General features: G+C 58.1%; 12 protein-coding genes and 3 pseudogenes. 3 read left to right on the forward strand and 12 right to left on the reverse strand.

What is annotated here, in order from left to right:
- On the reverse strand, positions 1-270 hold a 270-nt coding region (locus AC630_RS08760), incomplete at its 3' end, for an enoyl-CoA hydratase/isomerase family protein (RefSeq protein WP_208866984.1).
- A 517-nt stretch (positions 271-787) separates the two neighbouring features.
- Between AC630_RS08760 and AC630_RS08765 the strand changes: the two genes are divergently transcribed.
- The gene (locus AC630_RS08765) at positions 788-1,483 is read left to right on the forward strand and encodes a TetR/AcrR family transcriptional regulator (protein ID WP_074118082.1); all 696 of its coding nucleotides are present in this window, start codon (positions 788-790) and stop codon (positions 1,481-1,483) included.
- A gap of 86 nt (positions 1,484-1,569) precedes the next feature.
- Here the strand turns inward: AC630_RS08765 and AC630_RS08770 are convergent.
- The 9 genes and pseudogenes from AC630_RS08770 to AC630_RS08805 form a co-directional block, all read right to left on the reverse strand.
- Positions 1,570-2,500: pseudogene (locus AC630_RS08770) on the reverse strand (branched-chain amino acid ABC transporter permease).
- A 53-nt stretch (positions 2,501-2,553) separates the two neighbouring features.
- Entirely contained in the window at positions 2,554-3,441 is an 888-nt protein-coding gene (locus AC630_RS08775; RefSeq protein ID WP_074118083.1) for a branched-chain amino acid ABC transporter permease, read from the reverse strand.
- Between the two features lie 27 nt (positions 3,442-3,468).
- Positions 3,469-4,161: an ABC transporter ATP-binding protein gene (locus AC630_RS08780; RefSeq protein ID WP_074118101.1), complete on the reverse strand. Its 693-nt coding sequence runs from the start codon at positions 4,159-4,161 to the stop codon at positions 3,469-3,471.
- Between the two features lie 16 nt (positions 4,162-4,177).
- Entirely contained in the window at positions 4,178-4,951 is a 774-nt protein-coding gene (locus AC630_RS08785) for an ABC transporter ATP-binding protein (RefSeq protein WP_074118084.1), read from the reverse strand.
- 174 nt (positions 4,952-5,125) lie between these two features.
- Complete coding sequence (locus tag AC630_RS46805; RefSeq protein WP_245330310.1) at positions 5,126-5,341, reverse strand: Zn-ribbon domain-containing OB-fold protein; 216 nt, start codon at positions 5,339-5,341, stop codon at positions 5,126-5,128.
- A gap of 15 nt (positions 5,342-5,356) precedes the next feature.
- Positions 5,357-5,506, reverse strand: a pseudogene (locus AC630_RS48250) (zinc ribbon domain-containing protein); the annotation flags it as partial.
- Between the two features lies 1 nt (position 5,507).
- On the reverse strand, positions 5,508-6,668 hold the full coding sequence (locus AC630_RS08795; protein ID WP_074118086.1) for a thiolase family protein: 1,161 nt from the start codon (positions 6,666-6,668) through the stop codon (positions 5,508-5,510).
- 288 nt (positions 6,669-6,956) lie between these two features.
- Positions 6,957-10,263 (reverse strand): annotated as a pseudogene (locus AC630_RS08800) (acetyl-CoA carboxylase family protein).
- Between the two features lie 110 nt (positions 10,264-10,373).
- Positions 10,374-11,942: a long-chain-fatty-acid--CoA ligase gene (locus AC630_RS08805; RefSeq protein ID WP_074118087.1), complete on the reverse strand. Its 1,569-nt coding sequence runs from the start codon at positions 11,940-11,942 to the stop codon at positions 10,374-10,376.
- Positions 11,943-12,324: 382 nt separating this feature from the next.
- Between AC630_RS08805 and AC630_RS08815 the strand changes: the two genes are divergently transcribed.
- Together AC630_RS08815 and AC630_RS08820 are read left to right on the forward strand one after the other, a co-directional pair.
- The gene (locus AC630_RS08815; protein ID WP_074118102.1) at positions 12,325-13,248 is read left to right on the forward strand and encodes an SDR family NAD(P)-dependent oxidoreductase; all 924 of its coding nucleotides are present in this window, start codon (positions 12,325-12,327) and stop codon (positions 13,246-13,248) included.
- Positions 13,249-13,445: 197 nt separating this feature from the next.
- Positions 13,446-13,586, forward strand: a complete 141-nt coding sequence (locus AC630_RS08820) for an aldehyde dehydrogenase family protein (protein ID WP_083636164.1) — start codon at positions 13,446-13,448, stop codon at positions 13,584-13,586.
- A gap of 29 nt (positions 13,587-13,615) precedes the next feature.
- Here the strand turns inward: AC630_RS08820 and AC630_RS08825 are convergent, their stop codons facing one another.
- Positions 13,616-14,590: a LysR family transcriptional regulator gene (locus AC630_RS08825; RefSeq protein ID WP_074118089.1), complete on the reverse strand. Its 975-nt coding sequence runs from the start codon at positions 14,588-14,590 to the stop codon at positions 13,616-13,618.
- Between the two features lie 312 nt (positions 14,591-14,902).
- Positions 14,903-16,129, reverse strand: coding sequence for an ABC transporter substrate-binding protein (locus tag AC630_RS08830; protein ID WP_074118103.1), 1,227 nt, complete (start codon positions 16,127-16,129; stop codon positions 14,903-14,905).
- Positions 16,130-16,201: the final 72 nt, after the last annotated feature.

The following is a 16,201-nucleotide window of genomic DNA, read 5'->3' on the forward strand; positions in this document are numbered from 1 at the left end:
GAAGACCTTGCCGAGGTCTCCCTTCGCCGTCGAGCTCTCATAGAGCCCGCGGATGTCACCGCCGGCACATAGGCCGCGCTCGCCGGCACCTTCCAACAGCACGACCGCGATATCGGGATCGCTCTCGAACCGGTCCAGCGCGGCGTCGACCCCCAGGGCCATCTCCAAGCTCAGGGCATTGATTGCCTTCGGCCGGTTGAGCCGGATGACGCCCGCAGTCCCTTCGCGCCGGACGATCAGGTCGCCTTCTGCTCCCACCACATCATTCATCGTTCACTCTCGATCATATTGTGCGACATGACCATCGCGACGGTTCTTGGCAGCGTCAAAGGGGCCGCGCAGAGGAGCCAGGCCTATAGCCTCAGGATCCGCGTCCGTGGATATGGCACCTGGAAGTTGAGCGCAGAGCCGGACCCTGACTGTAGATGCCCCCCGCGCGGTAAGCGCGAAGACCTTCTTGCCGCCGAGCAGGCCCTGTGGTCCGGATGCCGTAGATGAAGGTCTCGCCCCATCGGGCGACGTGGTCAATCCAGGCCTTCAGCGTCGACGCCGACCTTCTTCCGCCTCAACAAATACAGCTAGTGCGCGTTGCCCAAAGGGGCCCTTGGAGGCCACATGCAAGAGCATATGACGAGAACAGAATCGACCCCGTTCACGCGACTTGCAAGGCAGGACTTCTGCAAAAACAGCTTGGCGCCGTTGGCCTCATCTGATCTAGTTTTATTATCGAACTCGGTATCCAGCCAACCATAGCGCCCACTCTACCGACACTGAGACACTCACTAAGATGCGACAAAGGCTTACAAAGGAAGTTCGCGAAAATCAGATACTCGATGCGGCAGCCGAGCTCTTTCGGGAGCGGCGTAGCTTTGCCGCTTCGACGCTTGAAATAGCGCAGAAGGCGAACGTCGTCGAAGGTACCTTGTTTCGCTACTTTCCGACAAAACGCGAACTTCTGCTGCGCCTGGCAGAGCGCTCATACCTGAGGACTCTCGCGGATTACGACGAGCAGCTTGCCGGGATCAAGGGCACATGGAACCGCCTTCGCTACATGGCCTGGCGTCAGCTCAAGAACATCCAGGATGATCCGGTCCTCTATCGATTCATTCACAACGACATCAAACTGGACCCCGAATTTCGATCGACGCGCATTTTCCATTTGCATCGCTCCTTTACCAAGCGAACCTTGGAGATCGTGAAGACCGCGATGGACACTGGCGAGTTTCTATCCGACATTCCGGTAAGACTTGTGCGGGACACCATATATGGCGCGATCGACCATCATGTCTGGCGCTACCTGAGAGGAGACGGATCGATCAATATCGATCGCATCGCCGATGACGTCACCACTCTGGTCTACCGCGGCCTCTCGTTGCAAAAGGGAGATCACAAGCAGGAAGAGGCAGCTTCGAAGATCGAGTCTCGACTGGCTCGCATTGAAGCCAAACTGAACCAGCTAACGAAAGCCTCCGAAAAAGCGTAGCGATCAGCACGACCTTTATCGATCCACGCTGGATCACCTGCTGCTGGTCGATATCGAAACCCGGAGCCGGTAGCGCTTGAATCGACTTAGCGATACCACTCAATCAGACGCTGCCTGATGGTTCCGACTATTCCACGCCTGAAGACCATCACGCATAGTATGAAGATGACACCCACCACCGCCGGTACCGGAAGGTCCGTCACCGCAAGGTAATTCTCAAGCGCAAGCGCTAGAGCCGCTCCGACCACCGGACCCGTAAGCGTACCCATCCCCCCCCAGAAGCGTCATCAAGACCACCTCCCCCGACATCTGCCAGGTCACGTCGGTCAACGTAGCGAGTTGAAACACCAGACTCTTCGTCGCCCCCGCCAAACCGGACAGCCCCGCCGACAATACGAAGACGACCAGCTTAAATCGCTCAGCTCGATAACCGAGCGATATTGCCCGAGCTTCGTTGTCCCGGATCCCCCGCAATGCGTGCCCAAAGGGCGAATGAACCGTACGCCAAACTACCCCAAAGCCGAAGATGAAGATCGCAAGCACCGTATAGTACATCGCGTACGTATTGCGGAGATCAAGGACGCCGAACAGATAGCCGCGTGGAATCTCCTGGATGCCATCCTCACCGTGAGTAAAGGGCAGTTGCAGCGCAAGGAAATATATCAGCTGCGACAACGCCAGCGTAATCATTGCGAAGTAGATGCCTTGCCGCCTGATTGCAACTAAACCGAAGGCGCTTCCGAGTAGGATCGAAGTCAGCGTACCAAGCAGAATGCCAAGCTCTGGCGGGAGGCCCCACACCTTCAGAGCATGCCCGGTGACATAGGCTGCGCTACCGAAAAACGCGGCATGACCAAAAGACAGCAGTCCGGCATAACCGATCAGCAGGTTGAATGCGCAGGCGAAAAGCCCAAAACATAGAACCTTCATCAGGAAGACTGGATAGACGACAAATGGCGCGGCTATGCCGACCATGATCGCAACAACAAAGCCGAGCTTGACGTTGCTTCGGCACATTACCTTTTCGCGGGCTGCAGCTCTCGGCTCCGCAGTTGATTGCACGCTCACGATCAAGGCTCCCGTCCGAAGAGCCCAGCCGGCTTGACGATCAGAACGATCGCCATCGCGATGAATATCGCGACGTTGGAAGCCGCAGGATAGAACACCTTGGTCAGGCCCTCGAGCAACCCCAGACAGATTCCTGTTACGATGGATCCCATAATCGATCCCAGGCCGCCGATTACTACTACCGCGAAGACAACAATCACGAGGTTGGAGCCCATAGTGGGGCTGACTTGGTAGATCGGCGCAGCCATTACGCCCGCCAGACCAGCAAGTGCGACGCCGAGTCCATATGTGAGCGCGATCATGCGAGGAACGTTGATACCGAACGCCTCTACCAGGATAGCGTTTTCGGTTGCCGCACGCAGATAGGACCCGAGACGGGTGCGCTCAATCAGGTACCAAGTGCCAAAGCAAACCGCCAGCGACATCGCGACGACCCAACCGCGATAGGTCGGCAGATAGACGAAACCAAGATCATTGCCGCCCCTCAACGCCGCCGGAATCGGATAGGGAAGGCCAGACGCGCCGTAGTTGTACCGGAACATGGACTCGAGCACTAGCGTTAGTCCGAACGTCAGAAGCAGACCGTACAGGTGATCCACCTCGTACAGATAGCGCAGGAAAACGCGCTCTATGACCATTCCAAGAACTCCGACGACGAGCGGTGCGATGAGCAGAGCTCCCCAATAGCTAATGCCAAGGTAGGTCAGCATCATCCAGGCGGTGAAGGCCCCGACCATGTACAAGGCGCCATGAACCATGTTGACGATGCCCAGCATGCCGAAGATCACGGAGAGGCCGAGGCTGAGCATTGCATAGAAGGACCCGTTGATGAGTCCGAGCAGCAATTGGCCGGATAGCGCCTGAGCTGGAACTCCCAGAATCGTCGTCATTTGAATCCCTTCGTTGACTGCAGGCGTCTACAGCCCGAGGTACTGATTGAGGATCGCCCGTTTCGAGGCGAGCTGGGCGTTTGGTATCATGTCAACAACGTGCCCCTCTTCGAGGATATAGTGACGGTCGGCAACCTTCGAAGCGAAGCGAAAACTCTGCTCTACCAACAGGATCGTAAACCCACGATCTTTTAGAGTGCGAATCGCGAGTTCAATCTGATCGACGATAACCGGCGCCAGGCCTTCCGTCGGCTCATCGAGCAAAATAAGCTCGGCTCCCGTCCGCAGCACACGCGCGATGGCAAGCATCTGCTGCTCGCCTCCCGACAGGCGGGTCCCCTGGGTCGAAGCACGTTCGTTCAGATTGGGAAACAGCGCGAATATCTGCTCGAGCTCCATACCCCCCTTCTTGATGATCGGAGGCAACAGCAGGTTCTCGATAACGTTGAGCGATGCGAATATGCCGCGCTCTTCCGGTACATAGCCGATGCCGAGCCGCGGAATTTGATATCGAGGAAGACCGACCAGCTCTTTGCCGCAAAGCCGGATCGAACCGCATCGCTTCGGCACGATACCGAGGATCGATCTCATGGCCGTCGTCTTGCCAGCTCCATTCCGTCCGAGGAGCGTAACCACCTCTCCCCGACCTACATGGAAGCTCACGTTGTGGAGGACATGACTTTCCCCGTAGAAGGAATTCAAGTCGTTGATTTCCAACATCGCTGCAGACGCCGTATCAGTCACGGCTCTCGTCTCCCTTGCCAAGGTAGGCTTCCATGACTTCGGGATCCTGTGACACGACGGAATAGGGGCCTTCGGCCAAGATCTGTCCCCGACGAAGCACCGTGATGCAATCCGACAAGCTCGCCACTACCGACAGGTTGTGTTCGACCATCAACACCGTGCGATTTTCGGCGAGGCGCTTGATCAACGCAGCAATTACCTGAATGTCTTCCCGGCCCATTCCAGCCATCGGTTCGTCGAGCAGCATAACGCGCGGTTCGAGGGCAAGCGTTGTCGCCAATTCCAGCGCTCGCTTCCGCCCGTACGGCAATTCGCCGGCTGGGACGTCCAGCCAACGAGTGAGGTTGACGGCGTCAATCAGCTGACGGGCTTGATCGTGCAGACAATGAAGGGATCGATCGGATCTCCAGAAATAGAACGACGTCCCGAGTTGTCGCTGCAAGGCGAACCGAACGTTTTCAAGTACGGTCAGGCTCGGAAATACGGCCGAAATCTGGAAGGAACGGACAAGCCCCAGTGATGCTACTTCGGCCGGCGTGAGCGAGGTGATATTCCTGCCCTCGAAGAAGATATCACCCTTCGTCGGGCGGTGAAATTTCGTCAGCAAATTGAAGACGGTCGTCTTGCCGGCCCCGTTCGGACCGATAAGTGCGTGAATCGACCCTCTTCTGACACGGAGGCTCACATCGTTTACGGCAAGAAATCCCGCAAAGCTTTTCGTTAGCCCCCTAGCCTCAAGAACGAACTCGCTTTGCTCCGCCCCCACCTCGCTCCTCCGTTACTCTCGTCGAGCTACGCTTCCCTTGAAGGTTAGACGCATTCCTTCCCCTACAACGCACTCAGCGAGAGGGGCCCGACTTCGCCTCTTATGCTCGCGCTGTCTTCCCTGCAAACGCGGGGCGCGCCGGCATACCAGCAAACACGCCCTACTTGTCAGGAGTCACGCACCCCGAAACAAAGGAACGAGCGTTCCGTCCTCGGTGGGCTGAAAGGTGACCGTGACCTCGCTGCCGATCCCGATCTTTTCGGGGTCCGTGTCGACAATGCTCGTCAGCATGATCGGACCTTCGTCCAACTTCACGTAGGCCACGATCGACTTGTCCTTCGTGAGGACCGTAAAGCTGTAGACCTTGCCTCGACCACTGGCTTTCTCCAATGCGACGTCCTGGCTGTAGCAATGGGGACAGAACGGCCTCGGATACCAGTGGGACCTATTACACGCGCGACAACGTGGCACCATGAATTTCCGTTCAGCCGACGCTTTCCAGAATTCAACCGTCTGCGGACTGGGGATCGGTGAAGGACGCTTGCTGGATAGCATCTTACTGCCTCTCAAGAATCAACGTTGCGGCCGCGTGGCGCGTGCCTACGATTGCACCAATACCGTTTGCGAGGACGACGTCGCAGTTCTTTACCTGCACGGCGGGGTGCGCCTCGCCGCGAACTTGCCGCACAGCTTCAATGATCTTCGTGATGCCGCCGCGGTTTGCCATGTGATTGTTGCAGAGGCCACCGCCATCGGTGTTGAACGGAAGCGCCCCTCTACCCGAGATCAGGTTTCCATCGGCAACGAAAGGCCCACCCTGCCCCTTCTTGCAGAAACCGAGGTCCTCGATCTGCAGCAGCGCGGTAATGGTGAAGCTGTCGTAGACCGACGTATACTTGATATCTGCCGGCGTTCGCCTCGCCTCAGCGAATGCTCGCGGTCCGGAAACCGACGTCGCCGTCGTGATGATGTGCGGCTCGCCGGCGCCAAAGTGGAAGATGGCTTCTGCCGCCCCGGCGACCTTCACGAGTGGGCGCTTCAACGAGCGCGCGATCTCAGATCGCGCCATCACGACAGCGGCACCTCCATCGCTCACGACGCAGCAATCAAGTCGATGCAGAGGGGAAGCGACCACTGGGGAGGAGAGCACGTCATCAACGGTCACCGGCTTTGGCAGCATAGCGTGCGGATTGTGCTGCGCGTGCTGAGAAGCAGCGACTTTGATCCAGGCAAGCTGCTCGCTCGTCGTACCGAACTCATGCATGTGCCGGGCGGCTGCCATAGCATAGAAGGCAACCACGTTCGTGTTGTACGGCACTTCAAACTGAGCATCTGGCTCAGCCATATCGGGCGAGCTTACGGGAACCACGGCAGCCTTGCTTGCGCGCGGACGACCGCCGCACGTAATCAACGCAACATCGCACCTGCCGCTCCTGATCGCATCCCGAGCATGTGAAACATGCGCCAGGTAAGTCGACCCACCGACATCGGTGGAATCGAAGTGGCGCAACTTCATGTTGAGATACGTCGCCATCGGTAACGGACCGAGACCCGTTGCGTCACCGCCACAATAGTATGCGTCCACATCGGACATCGAGAGCCCGGCGTCAGCCAGAGCCCCAAAAGCCGCCTCTGCGTGCAACTGCGGGACCGAGAGATCGGTAGCGAGCCGTGTCGGGTGCTCGAATATCCCAACTATATACGCATCGTCAGCCATTGCTGCTCCTCTGGAATTTCACGTAAGCGGCAGCACCGTGCCGCAATCGTTCGACCATGAACTTGCCGCCCTGCTGCACCACCGGCCGGCGCTTCCTTGACATTTCGGCATGAACCTCTCTAGCGAACCCAACCGAATTAGATCGGGGGTATGGTTACGCTCAAGCGGAGAATTCGACTTGTCATCCCCGAGCTGATGCTTTTCACAACCATGGAATCTTTCATCCGCTCTTCGACCTCGCGCAAGCTCCATTCAAGCCGACGCGTCCTCCGCATCAACCGGGCGTTATCACCACGCATCGACAAATGGCCGCTTTTTGTCTGACGAAGCAAAGCGCTTCGGGGCAGTCTTCAGGCCATGCATGATCCAACGGCGCGTATCTGCCGGATCGATCACGTCATCGATCTCCATGTACGACGCCGCGTTCATCGCCTTCCCTTGCTGATACAGTTCAGCAACGTAGCTCGAATAGGCGGCCTGACGCTTCTCGGGATCATCAATCGAATCCAACTCTTTCCGGTAAGCGAGCTGAACGGCCCCCTCAAGTCCCATCGGCCCCATTTCTCCGGTCGGCCAGGAAACCGAGAACACGGCGGAGCTGTAGGTACCGGCAGCCATCGCTTGTGCTCCCAAGCCGTAGGCCTTGCGCAACACCACGACCATCATCGGTACCGAGAGGTTCGCACCGATCACGAAGAGGCGCGAGAAGTGGCGCACTGTGGCGAGCCGCTCCGACTCAGGCCCAACCATAAAGCCCGGAGTGTCGCTAAGCGAAACAATCGGCAGATCGAAGGCATCGCAGAGCTGCATGAAGCGAGCCGCCTTGTCCGCGCCGGGAGCGTCGATAGCGCCGCCAAGGTGAAGGGGATTGTTGGCTATGACACCAACCGGACGCCCTTCGATTCGCGCGAGCGCCGTGATCATTCCGGGGGCAAAGTCGCGACGAATCTCGAGCAGCGAGTCCGTATCGGCGAGCGTCGCAAGTGCCTGACGCACGTCGTATCCACGCAGCCGGTTCTCTGGAACGATCCTACGAAGCAACCGCTGGTCCGGGCAGCTCCAATCCTTTAGATCTCCTTGAAAGAAGGAGAGATAGTGCTTCGCGACGCGAACGGCATCCTTCTCATCTTCAACAATAATATCGATCACACCGTTTGGAGCCTGCACCTCAACAGGCCCGACCTCATCCGGAGAGAATGCCCCAAGCCCGGCTGCCTCGATCATGGCGGGCCCGGCCATTCCGGTCGTCGAATTGCGGGTCGCAATGATCACATCGCAGCCGCCCAGCAGAGCTGCGTTTCCCGCGAAACATCGGCCAGAAGTCACGCCCACGAGGGGAACCCTCGCGCTAAGCCGGCCGAAGTGCCAGAAGGTCGGCATATTGAGGCCGGCTGCGCCGACAAAGTCCGTGTCCCCCCGGTCGCCCGCCACCGCCCTCTGCAAACAGCACGAGAGGCGTTTGCAGCTCGTCCACCAGGCTAAACATGCGATCCTTCTTCGCATGCGCTTGAAAGCCCTGGGTACCGGCCAGAACCGTGTAGTCGTAAGCCAGGACCGCGCACCGCGAACGTTCGCCAAAGAGCTTTCCGTTCACATCCCCGAATCCGGCAATCAACCCATCAGCGGGACTGATGGTCTTGAGCTCCTCGATCGACCTGCGACCGCGCTGCATGGCGAGAATGAAGGCTCCGTACTCGACGAAACTCTCTTCGTCGCAGAGATCGGCGATATTCTCCCGTGCCATCCGGCCGCCGCGCGCGTGACGCTTGGCAACTGCCTGCTGTCTTCCTGCGTCCGACACCTCGAATTTGCGCCTGAGCACTTCATCAAGATCCGGCCGGATTTCATCTAAGTTGACGGAATCCTGCTCTGATGCCTTGCCTTCGTGGCCTTCGGTCGGCTCAACAAAGGCGAGAATGTCCCCGGCCTTTACCAACATGCCAGGCGCGACAATGACCTGCCTGACGATTCCCGGAATCTCGGGGCGAACGGCCAACTGAGACTTCATCGCCTCAATAATGAATGCGTCTTTGGCCACGCTGACAGCGTCGTCGGGACCGACCATGATTTCGACGATCAATCCCGGGGTCGGAGACCGCAGAGGCATCGTATTGGGCTGACCTACGGGCTGAGCCGAACGATCTGCACGTCGCTTCGCTCCTTCGCCGACCGGAAAATTGAGCGTTTCCGAATCGTCGAGCTTCAGTGTTCCGGCGCCTTCCTCGATGAAGCGGGTATCGACGTTGTTCGATCTGACATCCGGGTTGCTTAGAAGCCCTCGGAGCAAGCCCAAGTTGGTCTCGACTCCCGAAATTCTGAACTCCGCAAGCGCTCGTTCCGCTCGTTGAACAAGCGTGCCGAACTCCGGTGCACGCACCACCACTTTTGCCAAAAGAGAATCGAAGCCGATCGCGGTTTCGTAACCAGTGTATCCGAAGGTATCAACTCGCACTCCGGGTCCGCCGGGCGGATCGAACACCTCCAATGTGCCCGCACTCGGAATGATCCCGCCGTCGGCGTTGGTCGTCTCCATATTGACCCGCAGTTGCACGGCAAAGCCGCGCGCTTCCGGTACCGACGCACCCGACAGCCCTACCTCGGACAGCTTCCCTCCATTGGCAAGACGGAGCTGCGTTCCGACGAGATCAACCCCAGTTACCTCTTCCGTTACGGTGTGTTCCACCTGGAGTCTGGGATTGCACTCGATGAAGATGAAATCCTCATCGGAGACCGCATTCTGTGAAACGAGAAACTCGAAGGTGCCAAGGCTTAGGTATTTCGCTCGGCTGGCCATTTCCTTTGCAGCCCCGAGTATTTTCTGCCGCAGCTCGGGCCTAAGGCTGGGACTGGGAGCGTACTCGACAAGCTTCTGGTACCGGCGCTGCAGGGTGCATTCACGCTCCCCCAGCACCGCGACCTCACCTGTCCCATCGCCTACTACCTGGACTTCGATGTGTCGCGCTTTGGGGACGAGCTGCTCGATGTAGACGGCGTCGTCTCCAAAGGCAGACAACGCCTCCGAACGGCAACGCGCAATTGCATCGGCGAGATCGTCGACGGCCAGAACGCGCCTCATCCCTCGCCCACCGCCGCCGGCGGCCGCCTTCACCAGCACGCCTTGTCCCGGTGGGAGCGACAAATAAAACTCTTTCGCCTCTTCGAGAGAAACTCCAGATTTGGTTCCCTTTGCGACTGGAACTCCGCATTTCCTGGCGAAAGCCCGCGCCTTTGACTTGTCGCCAAAGAGCTCGAGAAGATCCGCAGACGGCCCTACGAACCGGACGCTCGCGGACTCAAGCGCACGCGCAAACGCGGGATTTTCAGACAGAAAACCATATCCCGGATGAACCGCATCGCATTGTTCGGCGCGAGCAATGCCGACGATCTGCTCGATATCCAGGTAGCCGGCTGCACCTCGCCCCTCCAGCCGCACAGACTTGCTGGCGCGCTTGACGTGGAGCGATGCCGCATCGTCACCACTGTAGATCGCGACTGTCTCGATCTCCATCTCTGCCGCCACTCGCGCGATCCGGATTGCGATTTCGCCGCGGTTGGCGATCAAAAGCCTCCTTATGGGCCCGCCCAACAGATTCACCAGACTCTACCTTCCATTCGATGATCGAAACCGTGCTGCGATGTCGCCCCAAACCGCAATCCGCGACGTTCAGGTGCGAATGAGATACGTAACTGGGACGAGGGGAGCCGTTAAACGAGCGCCGAGTTCCGGCCCGCCCAATAGGGCATCCTGAGCTCGCGCTTGAGGATCTTCCCGGCACCCGAAACAGGAAACGGGTCGCTTCGAAATTCCAACGAGCGAGGGCACTTGTAGCCGGCGATCAGCCCATGGCAGTGGTTGATGATTTCTTCGGCCGTGGCCTGATGTCCTTCGCGCAGCATCACGACTGCATGAACGGCTTCGCCCCAACGTTCATTGGGAATACCGATCACGACCGCGGTGGCGATGGCCGGATGCGTCGCGAGCGCATTCTCGACTTCGGAAGAATAGATATTCTCGCCCCCGGACACGATCATGTCCTTTAGGCGATCGATCAGAAAGACGAAGCCCTCTTCGTCCATGTACCCGGCATCACCGGTCCGAATCCAGCCATTGTCGATTGTTGCCGCCGTTTCCTTCGGCTTGCGCCAGTAACCGAGCATGACGTGCGGTCCCCGCACTCGCAATTCGCCGACTTCACCGCGCGGCAATTCCTTGCCATCTGAATCGGCGATATAGGCCTCGGAGCAATACCCGACCTTGCCGATCGATCTGAGCTTGCCGGAGCCTGGTCCGTTCAGCACATGGTACTCGGGCCGCAAGGTTGATACATACGGAGCGAGCTCGGTTTGACCGTACCCGTGCTGCAGGTCGACGCCCGGAAGCTTTTCCATCGCCTCTTCTGCTTGCGCCTGCGACATTGGCGCGGCCCCGTACACCATCACTTTCAGGGCGGAAAGGTCGCGCTTCCTTTCGCCAATGCTGTCGAGGATCATACGAACCATCGTCGGGACGATCGAGGTGTGAGTAATTTTCTCGTCCTCGAGAGTTTGAAGGAACGTCTGAGGCAGGAAGGACGGCAGGAACACGTTGCAGCCGGCCCCGATAACGGTTGTAAGCACCGGCAAGACCCCACCGCTGTGGAATAGCGGCATCACGTTGAGCGTCCTTGAGGTATCCCGGGTTAAATCGCGAATATCGTTCCCGAAAGCTATGGCACTCGACCAAAGATTGAGGTGCGAAAGCATGACACCCTTCGACCTCCCGGTTGTGCCTCCGGTGTAGCAGATCATGGCCATGGTCTCGCCGGGCACAACGGGCGCATCAATGTCGTGACCAGCTCCCGCCAGCGCCTCGTAGGCAAGCACCCCTCCTCCAGGGCTGGGCCTATCGGCCATCAAGATCAGATGACGTACACCTGGGCAGCGCTGTCGCAATTGGCTCGCGATCTCGAAATGAGCGTCGTCACAAAGGAGAATGGTCGGCTCGGAATCCGTCAACCCATAGGCGAGTTCATCTACACTCCAGCGCGCATTCAAAGGAACGCACGCCGCCCCAAGCCAGAAGATGGCGTAGTAGGCCTCGAGGTAGCGCGCAGAATTCAGCGAAAGGACGGCTACTCGATCCCCACTATGGACGCCCAGATCAGACAGCCCCTTAGCGAGACTGCGAACGCGCCGTCCGACCTCGTTCCAAGTACGCCGATCAACGCCATCCACGGTCGCCGTTCTTGAACCACCGACCTGGACTGCGCGCCTGAACGACTGCGTAATAAACATCCGTATCCCCCAGCCCAAACTTCTTTATGTTCAGATGAGCCACATTAATGTGTGACACTCATTTACCTTTGTCAAACGCCCTTCAGCGCTCCTCCTCGCCCCCCTCAAAACCGTCGATCACCCCCACAGCCTTCCAGTAACAACAGACCTGCTGCCAACGTCCCTGAAAATAGCGAAGTAATCGCAAATCATTTAGCTTCCGCAGCGACCAAGAATCGAGCCATGCACCCGCGAAGTTTATCGCGCAGTGTACCGCGCCCATGCAGGCGGCCCGATTGACGCGCCTCAAAATCGGCGTGTAATGAGTCTTACATCACTAGTGTGTATTACATCACTAGCGTTCACGAGCCAACGAACTGCCGGCGAATTCAGGGAGATGAAAATGACTATTCGGTTCGATGGAAGAGTTGCGATTGTCACGGGCGCCGGCAACGGGATCGGCAAATCGCACGCGCTCGGGCTTGCCGCACGCGGAGCGAAGTTGGTCGTCAATGATTTGGGCAGTGCGACGAACGGTCTTGGCACCTCGTCCGCCGTGGCTCAGGCCGTAGTGGACGAAATCATTGCGGCCGGTGGCGATGCCATTGCGGACGGGGCAGACATTACAAACGAGGCTCAAGTTGAAGCGATGGTTCGACGCGCGACCGACAAGTGGGGACGCGTCGACATCCTCATCAACAACGCTGGAATTCTGCGTGACAAGACCTTCTCCAACATGACGATGGAAGACTACCAGAAGGTCCTGGACGTGCATTTGAATGGCACCGTCATCTGCTGCAAGGCCGTATGGCCGATCATGCGGGACCAGAAATACGGCCGCATCGTCCTGACATCTTCGACTTCCGGATTGTACGGCAACTTCGGTCAGGCAGCGTACGGGGTCGCAAAAACCGCGATGGTCGGCCTAATGAACGTGCTTCACCTCGAAGGCGCCAAGAACGACATTCGCGTCACTATGCTCGCGCCGTCCGCGATCACGCGCATGACCGAAGGGTTGTTGCCAGAAGACGCCGTCAAACTGATGCAGCCCGAAGCAATCACCCCGGGCGCGCTCTACCTAGTGAGCGAGGACGGACCTTCTCGATTTATCTTGAGCGCCTCATCCGGCAGCTTTGCTCGGATCATGCTCTATGAAACCCGACCGGCCTATTTCCCTGCGGATCAACGGACGCCCGAGGCCATCGCCTCTCATTTTGCCAACGAGATTTATGGCAGGGACATGCTCTACATGGAAAATGCCTTCGAGCAGAACAAAAGCCTAGTTGGCGAAGCGGCCAAGAAGCACGGCTTCACGGTGAGCTTCTAAACAATACCAAGACCGGGTGCCATTCAATCGAACGGCACTCGGGACGGCTGGGCGCCAAATGTCGATCGGCGCTGAATCGGTACCAAGTCTTTCATTTTGGATGGGCTCGACCAAAACTCAGCGAGTATTTCGGCTCCACCTGAGGCGGCCTTTTTTGTGAGGCCGACGCTGCTTGGCCCCGCTCCCGCGAAGACACGATCGCACGGCACGAGGTTTTTGGGCCGGTTCTGTCGCTCCTTCCGTTCCAGGATGACGCCGACGCAATCTCGCTTGCCAATGACACGCCATATGGTCTTGCGGCGGGCGACACGACCGATCGTCCTTATCGGCTCGATTAGGGCAGACCGGATCGCGCTTCTTCTCGCCATCAGGCTGACGTGATTTCCAAGACTCCTTGCTGTACAGACTGTTCTCGCCCTTTGTCAGACGCTTGGCCGAGCAGAAAGTCGAACACGGCCTGGACCTGCGCAGGAAGTACAGCCCCACGCCTAACGCAAACCCGTACCTCGCGCTTCGCCCAATCCTCGGAGAGCGGGAGAGCGACGATGCGATCGTGTGTTGCGTTGGTGACAAGGCCCGACGGTTGAATCATAGCTCCAAATCCAGCAGCAACCATGCTTTTGGCAACCTCATTCGTTTGGACCTGGAAGCGCAGATTGAGCTGCCGTCCAAGATCGGCGGCCGCACGGCGTAATTGGTTCGTCACCGAACTGTTGACATGGACGCCGATCAAATCGATGTCCAGCAACTCCGCAAACCCGGCGGAACGACGCGCTGCCAAGGGATGATCCTCCGGCAAAAAGGCCATGAGCTCATCCCGTTTGTACGCAAAGCTGCCGATCTCGTCTGCGATCTCCGGCGGCGTGGCGAAAACACCGATGTCGGCTATTCCCGTCGCCACTGCGTGCACCACCTCCGGACTAAGATGCTCCCGAATATCAAGGTCGACGCTGGGATAGGCGTCCGAGAATTCCTTCAAATGGGGTGCCAGCGAACCCACAAGCGCGGATGGAATAGCTGCAACCCGAACGTGCCCTTTGATACCCTCGGCAAACTCGCTCAAGTCGGTACGTACTTTGTCGATCAGGTGGAATATCTCGCGAGCATGATCGGCAAGCACCTGGCCCACAGGGGTCGGAACAGTTCCCTTTGCGTTTCGGTAGAGCAACTTGACGCCGAAGAGATACTCGATTTCCTGAATCCGCTTGCTCGTTGCGGATGGAGCAATTCTCTCCCGCTGAGCTGCTCTCAGAATACTCTGTTCTTCGCAGACCGTGAGAAACAGCCGAAGACTCAACAAATCGAGCTTGGCAATGGTCTTTTTAAGTGCCGGAGCTGCCATCCAGTCTCTCTTCAAGAGCAGGCTCTGCAAACAAGAGGGCACCTGCGCAGAGACGCGCGGTCGCCCTGCTTTCGGCGCCTGGAAAGGAAAGCGCGTGCGAAGAAGGGGATATTGCTAGTTCGGTTCAGCTTCGCAGATTTCGGAAGGAGATGGGCCCTTCTCTCCGTGTGGGGCGTCGTTGGCTGGCCGGCAGTGGAGCGCAGTATCAGCATCGTCAAATACCCTCTTCCGGATCCCCCACGGTCTCCAAGCGGACTCGCAGGAGATGAAAGGCGGGCCGGATACATACGGCCCGTCAAGAACGTTTCTCTCTCATTTCTTGACGAGTGGGCACTCGCTGGCCTCGAGGGGCCGAAAGGCCTCATCGCCGGGGACCGCCTGAACAAGATTGTAGATATCGAAAGCATTCTTCGCATCGGAAGGCTTCTTCGCGGTCAGGAGATACATGTACTTTGGGATCATCCGGCCATCGTCACGGATCTTCCCTTCGATCGCATAGAAATCCTTGACAGGCATCTTTTTCATTTGAGCATTCACGGTGGCGCCGGAGTCGGTATTGGCTTCCTTGACAGCCCTTAAGTAGTGGAGCGTGGCCGAATAGGCCGCGACCTGATTCTGGGACGGATAGCGCTTGAACTTGGCCTCGAATCTCTTGGCGAATGCCTTGCTGTCCTCGTCACGATCGTAGAAGAAAGACTCCGTCACCATCAACCCTTGAGCCACCGGCAGACCGAGGCCGTAGATATCCGTGTTGTTGGTGATCAGACCAATCAGATTCTGCCCGCCCTTGCGAATACCGAACTCTTCCGCCTGCTTGAGCGAATTGAGCGTGTCCGCACCGGCATTTGCGAGTGCGACGATATCTGCCCCAGATGTTTTGGCCTGCAACAGGAACGAACTGAAATCGGTCGTTCCAAGCGGAGCGCGAACACTGCCGACCACCTTTCCGCCAAGTCGCTTGATCTCCACCTCGGCATCCCGCTGCAGCGCCTCACCGAACGAATAATCGGCGGTTATGAAGAACCATGTCTTCGCGCCTGCATCGGTCCCGGCCTTGATGCTAAGTTTGGCAGCCGCATACGTATCGACGAGCCAATGGGTCATCAGAGCGTTGCATTGCTTGTTGGACAGATCGGCGCTGACGCCGCCAGCGTTGAGGAGGGCGACGTCATTGTCTTTCGCAACGGCAATCCCGGCTAGCGTGATGGCGGTGCCTGCCGAGGTCAGCAGAACGTCTACCTTGTTTTCATCGATCCATTTGCGCGCCGTCGTCGAGGCGATGTCTGCCTTGACCTGCGTATCGGCGTTAAGCACCTTGATGGGCTTACCATTGAGGGTGCCTCCGAAGTCGTCGATCGCCCATTGAACTGACTGTACCAGTCCCGGCCCGAGCACGTCAGAGTACGGACCGGTCATGTCGTTCAGAATGCCGAGCACCACTTCATCATTCGAAAAGCCGTCACGCGCGTGCGCAAATCCGGAATTGACGAGCGCCGCCATTGCGGTCAGCAGAATGGTGCCCTTGAGACGAGAAAGCATCGAGAAGTTCCCCCTGAGATATTCAAGCGCTGCTTGGACCCGCTTGCTCGCCAAAAGGTTAGCGTATCGCGC

This window comes from Bradyrhizobium sp. AS23.2, assembly GCF_001908185.1.
Taxonomy (GTDB): domain Bacteria; phylum Pseudomonadota; class Alphaproteobacteria; order Rhizobiales; family Xanthobacteraceae; genus Bradyrhizobium.